This window comes from Pseudochrobactrum lubricantis (assembly GCF_041929865.1).
Lineage (GTDB): Bacteria > Pseudomonadota > Alphaproteobacteria > Rhizobiales > Rhizobiaceae > Pseudochrobactrum > Pseudochrobactrum saccharolyticum.
In genome coordinates this window covers 219962-232706 of the sequence record NZ_JBHEEE010000001.1, presented here as the reverse complement: position 1 = coordinate 232706, position 12745 = coordinate 219962, and the positions used below count along the sequence as shown (strand labels likewise).

The window sequence follows — 12745 nt, the reverse complement described above, 5'->3', positions numbered from 1 at the left end:
TGTTTCAACTCATGAAATAGGTGAAATTGTTCCATTGACTAAAATATTCAATATCAGCGCTTTCCGGTGGTGACATTACACTTATTGTTTCAACTGACGTTAATCAAAGACGCGGCCATAGATTTTTATGAAGCTTCGGCCACTTTATGGACACAGAAAAATCATCTGCTACCATGGTCTGAATATTCTGAGCTTTCCTCAACGTGATACGGAGAGATTGCATGAGTAGCAAACGCCTCTGCTGGGCGGTTATCCTGTTCCTCGGTGTGCCGAATTCCGGCATGGCGCAGGATTATTTGTTCCAGAATTTTGCGGCGAGCGATGCGCTCGGACAGATGCATCAGTCCATGCGCGATAACATGATGCCCTCTGCGCGGGAGCGCCCTGCACCGCAGAGGAAAAGCAAGCAAAGAGCGGTTTCCACAACCTATCGTGTATCTCCGGCTGTATCGTTACGGGTGCAAAGACAATTTACGGATTTCGTGGAAAAAACATCGGGACGTCAGGCCGGACAGCAAGTGCGGGAAATCTTCCGCAAACGTAATCCGGTCGCCAGCTGGGTCAGTATTGTTAAGGCAGACGGATTTCGCTCCGGCGATGTGGTTGATGCCATTGCTGCCTATCTGATCCTGAACTGGATGATGGCCAATGGCAGCGATAATAATCAGCAGCAAGCGAGTGCTGTGCGGCAGCAAGTCCGGCAGGCCTTGAGCAATAATCCGGGATTTTCCCGCTTGGGTAATGATGAGCGTCAGGCGCTCGCAGAAACCTCAATGCTGAATTTTCTTGTCCAGCATGCGGCCTATATTGATGCGCTCAAACGCGGTGACAAAGTGATGATCCGCCGTCTCAGTGATGCGGCGGTTGCCCGTTTTCAAAACCAGATGAATATGAACCTGCGGGAAGTGAAAATAACCGCAGCGGGCTTCCGGTGAAGTCTGATGTATGCTGACGGTTATTGAGGCGTATCTTCTGTGGTGCTTGTTCTTGCCGGTTGGGTCAGCGGTTCCGGCACAGGAGTGCCGGTGAGCAATTGTTCGCGTCCGGAAAGAATGTCACCCTGAACCTGTTCTGTCAGACGTTTGGCATCGCGGCTGCGGATATCATAAAGCGTATCAACCGCACTTTCGTCATCAAGACCGAGCTGGCGCAGCCCTTCCATACCGAAAAGCAGTGCAGATTCAAAAGTTTCGCGCAATTCGAAATCAACACCGGCCTTGCGCAATTCAATGGAATGGGTTCGGTCAAACGATCGTACAAGAAGTTTTGCAACGGGAAAATGCTGTTTAATCAGATCAACAATGTGATTGGTCACTTTGGGATCATCAATACAGATCATAATGATTTCAGCTTCATCTGCGCCGGAATGATGTAAAATGTCGAGCCGTGAACCGTCGCCATAGAAAATCCTGAAACCGAATTTCTGCGCTTCACGGATACGGTTCGGGTCGGACTCAATGATGGCGACTTCTGTCTGATGTGCCAGCAGCAATTGCGATGCGATCTGCCCAAAACGCCCGAAGCCGATCAGCAAAACCTTGCCTTTCAGATTGCAAACCGGCTCAACGCCGTCGAGGGAAGCGGTTTCCTGTTTCATAAATCTTGCGCCTGCCAGCAGGATCAGCGGCGTGACGGCCATGGACAGAATAATCACCGTTGAAAACAACGCATTGTCGCGGGCATCGATAAGGCCGTTGCCGAAAGCTGAAGTGTAGAGCACGAAAGCAAATTCACCGCCCTGCGCAAAGAGCAGGGTACGTTCCAGTGAATGATGGTGACTTGATCCGAAAAGCCGTGCAACACTGTAAATTCCGACGGCTTTGGTAAGAATATAGGCAATGAGAAACAGAAGGATCGTCGGCCAGTCGGTTGCGACAATGCCGAGATCGAGCGACATGCCGACGGCAAGAAAAAACAGTCCCATTAAAAGCCCTTTAAAAGGCTCAATGTCGCTTTCAATCTGGTGGCGATAACTTGATCCGGAAAGCATTACGCCAGCCAGAAAGGCACCCATTGCCATGGAAAGGCCGCTGGCTTCCATCAGCAATGCGGCGCCGAGCACGACAATCAAGGCACCGGCAGTCAGAACTTCGCGGGCACGGGCGCGCGCCAGCAAGGCAAAAAACGGATCAAGCAACCATCGTCCGACAGCGATCAGCAGCAGAATGGCACCGACGGCAATTGCGATACCAGTCAGGCCGCTGGCCTCCTGCTGCTGGGGTGCAAGAAAAGCCACCAGTGCCAGCAGAGGTACGATCATCAGATCTTCAAGCAGCAGAATGGAAACGGCTTTTTGTCCTTCAGGCGTCGCGATCTCGCCACGCTCCTGTAGCATGGACATGATGACGGCTGTCGATGACAGGACAAAACCCGCTCCGGCAATCAGGGCTGTGACGGGCGCAAGACCGAGAAGCATTCCGACACCGCTGAGCAGGGCAATACAGCCGAGAACCTGCGCCAGACCAAGGCCAAAAATCTGATGCCGCATCGTCCAGAGTTTGCTTGGGCGCATCTCCAGTCCGATGACAAAGAGAAACATGACAACGCCGAGCTCGGAGAAATGCAGTATTGTGGCAGGGTCGGTAAACAGTCCCAGAACGGATGGTCCGACAAGAGCTCCGGCAGCGAAATAGCCAAGTACAGAGCCCAGACCAAGTCTGCGAAAAAGCGGTACAGCCGCCACACCTGCTGCGAGAAGTACCACTGCCGGTCCGAGTGTTTGTCCAAGCCCTTCTGCTGCCATAGACGCTCCGTTCCGAATGTTGGATTTTAAGTATTGCTTATATAAAAAGACATTATTTTTGTATTGCGGTCAATATAATTGCCGAAGGGGAAGTCCCCTCCGGCCGGTTTGCGGGTGTTTTCATCCGGCAGTTCAGCAGGAAGGAACGCGGCTCTGACCTTCAAGGGTGAAGCGCCCGTCTGCGCCGCGCTTATAGACTTCCTGAAAATTCTCTGATCCGCTCTTGTAGGAAACCGTAATGCTTTTGCCCTTTTCAGCGGCAGTAATCATGCTGGTAACTTCTTTGGCTGTTGCTTCATCACGGGCATCGGAGAAAGCGACTGGGATGCGTGCGATTTCAACAGGACCGGATGCGCCAAGTTCGGTCAGAACGCCGAATGAGCAGAAAAGTCCCTGTCCGCCACCACCGCCTTCCGTGTAGAGAACCGGCGCGTCAGCAATATCTGCGCTCCATCCCCAGCTGTCTGCGGGATTACCGACAACGCCTGTCATGCCGACATTCAGCCACTCACCCTGAGATGTATAGGGATATCGCGGTTCGCCTGCATCATGGTCCAGATAATGGACAGCATTGAGACCTGAACAGGCCTGACTGGTGCATTCATTGGCACCGGTACTTACAAGGGCAACACGGGTATCAGATAACGGGATGAATGCTAAAGGCACAAAAAGGAAATTATCACTGCCGACTGTGACTTTGGCCTCACTGCGCGCAGCTTTCGGGAATGCAACTTCAAAGGCTGCGGGTACACCGGCGGGAACGACATCACGGTTTACGGCTGTTATTTCAAACAGGGGGTGAGCAGAGACTGCAACTGCCGGAACGGTCAGGAAAGTAGCCAGACCGCAAATGAGGGTAATATTGCGATATCTCATATAACCGCGACTCCAATAATGTTATTGTGTTGGCGTAAATTTTACAGGGCTCATAAAGAGCATTGTTTTTATATCTGGCGCAACAGGAAACAACAAAAACTGCCGGAAGATATAATTTCGCAATTATTGTTTCGATGTCAAAATTGTTGCTGATGAAATTGTGTAATCTATTGTGATGCGCTGATGCGGTTTTATGGAAATTCATTTTTGTATAGGTTGTTGATATTCGGTCAGACGACCGGTTCATATTTGCACTGAAAGGCTTTCATAATGCTGATTTCTTTGATGCATAAATCCGGCTGGGTGCTGGCGGCTTTAACCGCAGGTTTGATGACGGCTCAGGCGGCGCCTTCCTTTGATTGTGCAAAAGCATCCGGTGATGCCGAGAAGGCTATTTGTGCATCTGCGGTGATTGCTGCAGCTGATAAGAAACTCGCTGAAACCTATGCGGAATTGCTGAAGAAGCTGGACAATGAAGCGGCCGCAGCCCTGAGGAATGATCAGCGGCAGTTCATTGCAGACAGAGATGAACTTTTCACTCTGACCACACAAACGCAGGAGAGGCTGACTGAGCGGCTTGAGTTCACGCTGACCAACAGGGAGAAAATCCTCAGTGCTGTTGAGCCAACACCTCCGGCGGGATTGCAGGGTACATGGCGTAACAATAATGCGCTGCTCACAATCTCTGCCGATAAAGCGGGCAAGCTTACATTCGACGGCAATGGCACTGAACAGGTCACAGGCTATTGGACATGCAATGCTGAGGGTGTTGTCGAGCCTGACGGCGAAGCAAAAGGAAAAGTTGCTGTCGATAATGGCTGGACGATAGAGCTGACCCGTGCAGGTTCAGTCTTGAAACTCACGGAAAACGGGCCTTCCGGCACTGTGCCTTATTGCGGATTGAACGGTGCAATGGCCGGTACATATTTTTATGTCGGTACTGCACACTAAAGCTCCGTGCCCCCGTTGGACGCACAAGGGGCGCACAAAACTCGCTCTGGCACTTTAAAATTATGCTCTAAGCGGAGCGCTGAAGTATCATCAGCGCTCCGTATGTTTTTATGCGGATCAAAAACGCAGTGTCATGCCGCCGATAACCGTGCGGCCACGGCCGAGTTTTTGTGCATCCATATATTGCGCAGGCTTGTAAGCCTGATTGGTGATATTCTCAATATTGAGAAAGAAGGTCGCATTTTCATTATATTTGTAGGAAGCATAGGCATCTGCAAGCATATAGCCTTCAACATCAATCAGCTGAGGTCCCATCGGCGGTTTCACCGCTTTGGTCTTGCCAACACGGCGGATTTGTCCACCGATTGTCAGTTTTTCATCCAATGCGCGGAAACCGGCATTAATGGTCACAGTATAGTCCGGCAGACCGTTCAGCTCGCCAATTCCAAAACCGTCCGACCACATGCCATAAGGCAGGTCTGTTTTGGTTTTTGAGTAGGAAATACCGGCAAAAGCAAAACCGCTGTCATAATTGGCTTCCAGTTCAAAACCTTTGATACGGGTTTTACCCGGTATATTGATGAATTTCAGCATCGGCATATTCTTCATCGAGTAAGGGCCCGATGTGATGTAATTTTCAACATCATTGCTGAAATAATTGGCTTTCATGCGCAGGGCATCGCCGGAAGCCAGCACATCTTTTTCAAGCACATTCACACCGAATTCCCAACCCTTGCTGGTCTCGCCTTCGAGATCAGGATTAGGACTGGTCGGGTTCGGTGTCTTGCCATGTGCGCCAGGGAAGAAAGTTTCAGTCACAGTCGGCGGACGGAAGGTTTTCGCATAGGTGCTGTAGAGCTGGATGCCGTCCACAGGTGTTACAGCCAGTGTGACCCGCGGGTTGAGGCTGCTGTCAGACCGGTCGATTGCTTCTAGCACGGTTTCGCTGCCGCGTTTTCTGGCAACATCACCCTGCAGCCGGAATGTGTCATAATGGAAGCCGGTTGTCAGATCGAACATGCCATAGGAGAAAGTAGCATCGGTAAACAGGCTGCCAATGCCGATTTTGCCGTCTCCGGGGCCGCCTGTGCCCCAGGACTGACCATTGGTCACATCATCATGATAGTATGCGCCGCCATAGGTCAGTTTCAGCGCAATATCATTGGTCAGATCCAGATGACTGCGATTGGTGACATCAATCCCCATACCCTTATCGCGGGTGAACTGCCCTGCATAATTTCCTTCCGTAAATCTGACCTGCGCATCATTATAATAGGCGTTAACGGTCAGATCGATCAGGTCATTATCGGGCGTGAAATCATAACGCGCCGTATAAGTCTGATTGCGATAGGTCTGCGGTTCACTGCGGATTGTGGATTTATTATTATACCAGACACCGCCCAGCAGCAGCTTGTGATCCTCACCATTGCCAAATTCCAATTTGGCAAGGCCGGACTTCAGATCTTCCTGCTGGTTGGGATTGATCAGGCGGCGGCCTTTTTCATCCACCCCGCTTTTCGGTGCGCCGGAGTCGCGACGGTTGAAAGCACCCATAAAACCGATACCATTTTGCGTGCGTGCACCGGCTGCAGCCATTCTTGACCAGTCATAGGCATTATTACCGAATTTAATGGTCGACATGGCACCATAGGAATTGCCGGGCAAGATCACATCATCAATACCCAGAGTGCGGAAATTGGCCGCCCCGCCCAGCGTGCCGACACCGGCAGCACCACCCAGAGAGCCACGCCCCATATCCATTCCAGCGAGCAGATCACTGTCGACAAAAGCAGAGCCGCCGGACACGCCATGTCCCATCACGCGGATATTCTGGCGGGCACCGTCAATCATCATATTCACACGGCCATAGCCCTCCATGCCACGTATATTGACCGCAACACCGGCACCGGACATTGCCTTGCGGGTAAATGTGCCTGCGGATGCACGCAGGGCATTATTAATATTACCGGCATTCTTCTCCTGAAGTGTAGCCGCATCAATGGAGGTTACCGCCGCAGTTGTTTCATAAGGAGCATCTTTGCCGGCAACCAGACCGCTGACACTCGGCGTGCCGGTGCTGACGGTAATCACATTCAGCTGCACATCCGCATCACCTGCCTTTGCTGCATTCTGTGTGCCGGGACGGATCAGGGTGAAAGAGCGCGCATCATTGCGGCGATAGGAATAGCCTGTACCGCTGAGCATTTGTGCAAGTGCCGCATCGACACTCAGCTTGCCTCGCACGGGTGCGGTGCGGATATTGGCGGGCAGGGTGCCGTCAACAAGAATATTCGTGCCGGTTTGCGCTGCAAAGCGCACAATCGCGGAAGACAGTGGTTGTGCAGCAAGCGAAAAGTCACGTTTTGCTTCTGCGGCAGCCGTCGCAGTTGCTTCAGGCTGCTGTGCATGAGCCGCAGGCATGATGAGTGCAGCAATCGCCACAGAACAGGCCCAGATTTGCGGACGCAAAATCATACGCTTTTTGAGGTTTCCGCTTTTTACCGGCAATGGCATTCCGTTTCTCCAGATCAGCAAACAGGTTCTGACTGTAAGACGGAAAGCTTTTGTGATTTTCTGATAAAAATAATCATATTTTAAAAAATAATTTGAAAAAGCAGTTTTCCGCTAATTTAAAAGTGTTTGAGCGACCTATGTGTGCCAAGTCTGGCACACGGCGCTCTAGGCGCTATAAATCAGCGTGCCCCATAGCGGTATATGGCGGGTTTTAATCGGCAAAGTTTGGGTGAGTTGTGTCAGCACCGTATCAATGTCCTGAATATTGATGACCAGTGTCACCGGACGTTGTGCAAGACTGCTATCCATTAATATCAGCTGCTCTGCCGACCAGCGATTGAGCACCTGAACAATATCACTCAAAGGCTTGTCGATGAAAACCAGCCGTCCTTCCAGCCATGACAGATCAATCTGGTCGTCCGCAGGCAGTGGGGCGCTGATCTGCTGCTTTTCATAAGTGAGTTTTTGTCCCCGCTGCAACGTGACGGATTGTGCAGCATAATCAATGCGAACAGCATGTTATGTCACCAGAACTTCAGCCAGATCATTGAGCAAAGCAATATTGAATTTTGTGCCAAGAGCCGTCACACGGCCGGAAGCGGCCTGAACACTGAAAGGCGCCTGACCGCGTGCAACACTGAAATAAGCTTCTCCGTGATGCAGGATAATAATGCGCTGCGTCTCTGTTATTTTGACGGACAGAGCAGTGCCGCCGGACATATGGATTTGCGAACCGTCCGCTAAAGCCACAAGACGGCGCTCACCGCTGGCGGTTTGAAAATCCGATGCGATTGTTTTCATCACGCCATAGCTGCCTGCACCAAAAGCGGCGAGCAACAATAGCTTGCCGAAATTGCGCCGGTTCATGCGGCGCGTTGTCTTGCGCTTTTGCATCCGGTGCATCTGCGCTGTACCTGCCCAGAGTATTTCCGCTTTTCTATAGGCCTCGGCATGGTGCGGATCGGCTGCAATCCAGCGCTGATGCGCGGCTATTGTCTCTTCATCGGCTTGTCCGTCACTCAGCACTGTAAACCAGTCGATTGTCCTGCGCATCACCGGATCGAGTGCCTGTTCGGCCTCCGCGCTCCAGTGTTCATTGTCGCTGATATCTGGTTTGGTGGTCATGCGCGTTTACCTGTCGGGCCGTTTTCCGCCTGACTGATGCGATATTGCAGATGGATCATTACACGGTTCATCTGGCTATAGGCAGTTTGCAGCGGCAGATGCAATTCACGGGCAATGTCAGCAAATGTTTTGCCGTCAAGACGCATGAGATAAACCCGACGCGGAATATCCGGCACTTCCGACAAAGCCTGTTCGAGTATGCGCATGAATTCAGCACTGATCAAAATTTCATCGGCCAACGGTGCGGGATCGGCAAATGTTTCGCTTAATGCGGCGGTGTGGCCTGCCAACGGGTTCAGTTTCTGGCTGCGGGCATGGTCGGTCTGCAAATTTGCCGCCACACGGAAAAGATAGGCTTTGTGATTATCGGGCAGGGTTGCAAATTTATTTTTACGTGCTGAGGTCATCAGGCGCAGAAAAGTCTCCTGTGTCAGGTCTGCCGCCACATCCTGGGCAGCACCGCGGCGACGCAGGAAACGTTGCAGTTCTGCGCTGTAATTTCTAAAAAGGGAGGTGAAGTTCCACATTATCAGGTCAAAAACTACCGCTGCCGCATAAAGGATTCTGTCAGAAATTTTATGCTGTGTAGTAAATATGACTTAAATAATCAAGTTAATCTATATGTTTGTATCCGGCTAATAAATGCCTCACCGGAGATAAATGATCGGCAGGGGGCAGATACAAAAAAACACGGTGAAAAGTCTCCTTTTCACCGTGTCTTCCCAACGTGGCTTTCATTATTAGTTTTTCAAAGACTGGAGGTCAGAACAACTATTAAATATCCACGTCTGTTAAGGAGAATAATCGTTGAAAAATCTCCTTAATACTGTTCATCAGAAGGAGCGCTGGAAGCGAACCACACCGCCGACAGCATCTTTTTCACCACTGAGAATACGAACAGGATGGTCTTTTTTCCATGTGGTGTAGTTGAATTCCGGAGTGATGGTGAAACCCGGAACCAGCTGATAGGCGACATTCGCAGCAAAAGCAGTTTTGCCCCAATCTTCATAAGCAGCCTGAATGTTGAAAGTCGCATTGTCGGTTGCTTTGTACTGCGCACCACCCCAGACAGCCCAGTCCCCACCCCAGTTTCCATACATGCCGGTATTCTCTTCATAAGAAGCGTAACCGCCCTGCACCCACAGGGAGAGTGTGTCTGTTACATTCACATCAAGGCGAACTTTACCGGCCCATTCTTCAAGATTGGAGTCATAGGCGACAGTGCCTGCAATAGCACCCCAACCCTGTTCAAATTTCAGGCCGCCAACAACATGCGGCATATAGCTGTCGATACGGTTGTTGAAATCGCGCTGCAGCCAAACACCGGAGGCATCATCATAATAATTATCTTGCCCTTTATCGCCGCCTTGTTCGAGCGATATGATGGCTGAGAAACCATTGCCGCCGGCAAAAGTGTAGCTGATCAGATTGGTGCGGTAATAACCGGCTGCAACCACATCATCATTGATGATGTCGCCGAGATATCCGGTGAAAGTATGAAATGCGGATTCATCCAGCCCCATCCGCAGGCCGCCAAGCTGTATATAAGCATAATTCAGCGTATGGGCGCCCTGTGAACCATTTGAGAAGTTGAAGCGGTTTTCAGTAAAAGTTTTGAGCGTGCCCAGTTCGGTTTCCGAAGTGGTATAGGTGCGCAGAGTGAAACGTGCGAGTTTATCCCAAGTGTCTTGATGGTCGCCATTCGCATCAACATAACCGAGCTTGCTGCCGGTGTAGGGATCATCGCCAAAAGATGCATCGTAACGAACATAGCCGCCGATGCGTAAGCAGGTTTCTGTGCCGGGAATGTAAAAATAGCCCGCGCCGTAAGCATCGCAAACGCGCACATATTCCACGGCTTCCGGTTCCGGCGCAATAACAGCGTCGGCGGCCTGCGCTCCGGTTGCCGCAATAAATGCAGCAGCAGAGCCAAGAAGAAGACTCTTAATAGTCATGGCGTTTATCCCGCTTAGCTTTGTCAGTGTGAAATCTACTGGCTAAAGTTTACGGGTTGTGGTCGCTCTTACTACTGTAGAATCTTGCAGGATGCGGTGTAAATTTCAGAATGCCGGTCAGGAATTGACGCCTGACCGGCTTGTTTTTGCATTTTATTTGCGTGCAACCGGGCGGACCAATGGTGTCACGCGTCTGATGGTAACGCGGCGGTTTTCCTGCTCGGCAGCTTGCGTGCGGATTTTCAGGAAGCGTTCGCCATATCCCTGCGTTACAAGGTTTTCTGCCGGAATGTCATAGACTTCTGTCAGCAGGCTGGCCACGGATTCCGCGCGCTGGTCGGACAGCACGAGATTTGAGCGGTCAGAGCCGATAGCGTCTGTGTGCCCTTCAATGAAGAAGGTTTCACCAGGGTCTTTGGCGAGCACTTTTTGCATTGCGCTTGCAACTTTGCGCAGGGTTTTGGCCTGCGACAGTGAAACTTCGGCACTGCCGGTGGCAAAGTGAATTGTATCCAGATCGATACGGCGCACCTTGTCACGCAGACGCGCGGAGTGACGAACCTCATCAATCGTGTAGACACGTTCAACCCGTTCTACAGGCGGCTGAGCAAGGAAGTCATAGAAGTCACGTTCCGGATCTGCAGCGACATCAATAATATAGTCACTGACAGGAATGGTCAGCCGCATCGGCGGCAGATCATATCCGACATCGAAGATCGCCGCACGCGGAGTGTCATCATATTCAGGTGCATAGATCATCAGATATTCATTGCCGTCACGGTCGATACGTGAGCGCTGCAGAATATCACCGTAACGGTCATAGATGGTTACGATCTCGTAGCCGCCGGGACGCACAATGGTTTCACGCAGGCGGCCGCGCGGCAATTCATCATAATAGGAACGCTCGGCATCACGACGCAGGCGGGGACGATCATCGCCACGGACGAAGATGCGGTCGCCCGTCTCCAGAATGATGCGGTTATCAACTTCCTCAACGACTTTCACATTGGTGATATTGTTGATTGTCGTGTTGTTAATAACGGTATTATTCACAACCGTATTATTGATGATATTTGTAGTGTCCGGAACCACAAAGGCTGGTGCATCTTTGATGCGCGTGCCTTCTTCTTTGAGGTTGGCTTCAATCTGCTGCGGCAGATTTTCAGAGATCGTGGCCGGAATTTCAACCTGAGCAGCGGCATCATTCACAGGCGGGGGCGTATTCTGCTCCTCGGCTGCACGCTGTTTTTCACGCTGTTTACGGCGCTCTTCTCTGGATTGGTTTCCGCCGAAATTATCCGCATCCTTATCACTGTCAAGAATGGCGGCTCCGTTTTCAACGGGCAGAACAATGGTTTCATCTGTGCTGGCAGGATCTTTGGCAATCTCCTGTTTTTGCTCAGGTGTATGCTCGTCAATAATTTCAGCTTTCGGTTCGGCAGGCTGTGTGTTTTCAGGCTGCTGAACTTCCTGCTCCGGCTGTGGCTGCTGCACCGGCTGCTCCGGCTGTTTGGCCGGTTCAGCCTCTTGTTCCTGAGGCTTTTCATCCGTCGCAGGCGGCAGAGGGGCAGGTTGCTCAGGTGTTGTCTGAGGAGCAGGCTGTTCTTCCGGTTGTTTTACAGGCTCCTGTTCGGTTGGTGCAGGAGGTGTTTCTTCGGATGGAGTAGGCTGAGGCGCAGGCTCCGGTTTAAGGTCAGGCTTTGGTTCTGGCGCTGGATTCGGCTCCGGGCTTTCCTTGGGCTTGGATTGTTCTGCTGCCTCTTTGGCCTGCTTTTCTGCTTCTTCGTCTATAACTTTTTGCTGGTCAGCATTTTTCTGCTGTTCCGCAGCGTCCTGCTGTGCCCGTTCTGCAGCCTGTTTTTGTTCTTCTGCCTGTCGTTCAGCTTCTTCCTGAGCGGCTTTCTGCTGCTGTTCGGCTGCGCGTTTTGCCTCTTCTTCGGCGGCACGCTGTTGTTCAGCGGCACGTTGCTGTTCTGCAGCCTGTCGTTCAGCTTCTTCCTGAGCGGCTTTCTGCTGCTGTTCGGCTGCGCGTTTTGCCTCTTCTTCGGCTGCGCGCTGTTGCTCGGCGGCACGTTGCTGTTCTGCAGCCTGTCGTTCAGCTTCTTCCTGAGCGGCTTTTTGCTGCTCTTCAGCTGCGCGTCTGGCTTCTTCTTCGGCCGCACGCTGTTGCTCGGCGGCACGTTGCTGTTCTGCGGCCTGTCTCTCAGCTTCTTCCTGAGCAGCTCTTTGCTGCTCTTCAGCTGCCCGTCGCGCTTCCTCTTCGGCTGCGCGTTGTTGTTCCTCAGCCTGTTGCTGACGCAGCATCTGATCGTCAGCCGGCTGTTCGCTGTTTTCCTGTGCGAGGATGATCGGGGCTTCTGATGTGCCGGCCTGAACAGGCTGCATCATGATGGAAGCCGAGAAAGCCGGAAAAACAACTGTTGCGAGCAGTTTAGAACGAAAACTCATAATCCCTCTCCTTAGGAAGGCAGAAATTGCATAGGTTGCATTTCGTCAATTCCCGATCGAAATAACACTTAATTGCCGGTGCTTATTATTTGCTGATTTATGGCAAATTTCGGCGATATGAGGAAATGGTTAG

10 protein-coding genes are annotated in these 12745 nt (G+C 51.5%); 2 read left to right on the top strand and 8 right to left on the bottom strand.

Annotated features, from left to right (window positions below):
• Window positions 1-221 precede the first annotated feature (221 nt).
• The gene (locus tag JNC80_RS00965) at window positions 222-935 is read left to right on the top strand and encodes a DUF6683 family protein (protein ID WP_376709225.1); all 714 of its coding nucleotides are present in this window, start codon (window positions 222-224) and stop codon (window positions 933-935) included.
• 20 nt (window positions 936-955) lie between these two features.
• On the opposite strand, the gene JNC80_RS00960 is transcribed toward JNC80_RS00965, so the two are convergent.
• Together JNC80_RS00960 and JNC80_RS00955 are read right to left on the bottom strand one after the other, a co-directional pair.
• Window positions 956-2743, bottom strand: a complete 1788-nt coding sequence (locus JNC80_RS00960) for a monovalent cation:proton antiporter-2 (CPA2) family protein (protein ID WP_376709224.1) — start codon at window positions 2741-2743, stop codon at window positions 956-958.
• A 132-nt stretch (window positions 2744-2875) separates the two neighbouring features.
• Window positions 2876-3619, bottom strand: coding sequence for a hypothetical protein (locus tag JNC80_RS00955; RefSeq protein ID WP_376709223.1), 744 nt, complete (start codon window positions 3617-3619; stop codon window positions 2876-2878).
• A gap of 270 nt (window positions 3620-3889) precedes the next feature.
• Between JNC80_RS00955 and JNC80_RS00950 the strand changes: the two genes are divergently transcribed.
• On the top strand, window positions 3890-4570 hold the full coding sequence (locus JNC80_RS00950; RefSeq protein ID WP_376709221.1) for a lysozyme inhibitor LprI family protein: 681 nt from the start codon (window positions 3890-3892) through the stop codon (window positions 4568-4570).
• Window positions 4571-4687: 117 nt separating this feature from the next.
• Here the strand turns inward: JNC80_RS00950 and JNC80_RS00945 are convergent, their stop codons facing one another.
• The 6 genes from JNC80_RS00945 to JNC80_RS00920 all read right to left on the bottom strand — a co-directional run bounded on the left by JNC80_RS00945 (window position 4688) and on the right by JNC80_RS00920 (window position 12612).
• A complete protein-coding gene (locus JNC80_RS00945; protein WP_376709220.1) occupies window positions 4688-7084 on the bottom strand; it encodes a TonB-dependent receptor in 2397 nt (798 codons plus the stop codon).
• A gap of 165 nt (window positions 7085-7249) precedes the next feature.
• Window positions 7250-7564 carry a FecR domain-containing protein gene (locus JNC80_RS00940; RefSeq protein ID WP_376709219.1) on the bottom strand — a complete coding sequence of 105 codons (315 nt, stop codon included), beginning with the start codon at window positions 7562-7564 and terminating at the stop codon, window positions 7250-7252.
• Window positions 7565-7603: 39 nt separating this feature from the next.
• The gene (locus JNC80_RS00935) at window positions 7604-8209 is read right to left on the bottom strand and encodes a FecR family protein (RefSeq protein WP_376709218.1); all 606 of its coding nucleotides are present in this window, start codon (window positions 8207-8209) and stop codon (window positions 7604-7606) included.
• Window positions 8206-8736: an RNA polymerase sigma factor gene (locus tag JNC80_RS00930; protein WP_376709217.1), complete on the bottom strand. Its 531-nt coding sequence runs from the start codon at window positions 8734-8736 to the stop codon at window positions 8206-8208. The genes JNC80_RS00935 and JNC80_RS00930 overlap by 4 nt, the downstream gene beginning before the upstream one ends.
• 306 nt (window positions 8737-9042) lie before the next feature.
• A complete protein-coding gene (locus JNC80_RS00925) occupies window positions 9043-10164 on the bottom strand; it encodes a porin (RefSeq protein WP_376709216.1) in 1122 nt (373 codons plus the stop codon).
• 153 nt (window positions 10165-10317) lie between these two features.
• On the bottom strand, window positions 10318-12612 hold the full coding sequence (locus JNC80_RS00920) for an OmpA family protein (RefSeq protein ID WP_376709215.1): 2295 nt from the start codon (window positions 12610-12612) through the stop codon (window positions 10318-10320).
• Window positions 12613-12745 lie beyond the last annotated feature (133 nt).

Coding starts and splice junctions, on each gene's coding strand:
- JNC80_RS00965 (WP_376709225.1), top strand. CDS start 222: ATGAGTAGCAAACGCCTCTGCTGGGCGGTTATCCTGTTCCTCGGTGTG.
- JNC80_RS00960 (WP_376709224.1), bottom strand. CDS start 2,743: ATGGCAGCAGAAGGGCTTGGACAAACACTCGGACCGGCAGTGGTACTT.
- JNC80_RS00955 (WP_376709223.1), bottom strand. CDS start 3,619: ATGAGATATCGCAATATTACCCTCATTTGCGGTCTGGCTACTTTCCTG.
- JNC80_RS00950 (WP_376709221.1), top strand. CDS start 3,890: ATGCTGATTTCTTTGATGCATAAATCCGGCTGGGTGCTGGCGGCTTTA.
- JNC80_RS00945 (WP_376709220.1), bottom strand. CDS start 7,084: ATGCCATTGCCGGTAAAAAGCGGAAACCTCAAAAAGCGTATGATTTTG.
- JNC80_RS00935 (WP_376709218.1), bottom strand. CDS start 8,209: ATGACCACCAAACCAGATATCAGCGACAATGAACACTGGAGCGCGGAG.
- JNC80_RS00930 (WP_376709217.1), bottom strand. CDS start 8,736: ATGTGGAACTTCACCTCCCTTTTTAGAAATTACAGCGCAGAACTGCAA.
- JNC80_RS00925 (WP_376709216.1), bottom strand. CDS start 10,164: ATGACTATTAAGAGTCTTCTTCTTGGCTCTGCTGCTGCATTTATTGCG.
- JNC80_RS00920 (WP_376709215.1), bottom strand. CDS start 12,612: ATGAGTTTTCGTTCTAAACTGCTCGCAACAGTTGTTTTTCCGGCTTTC.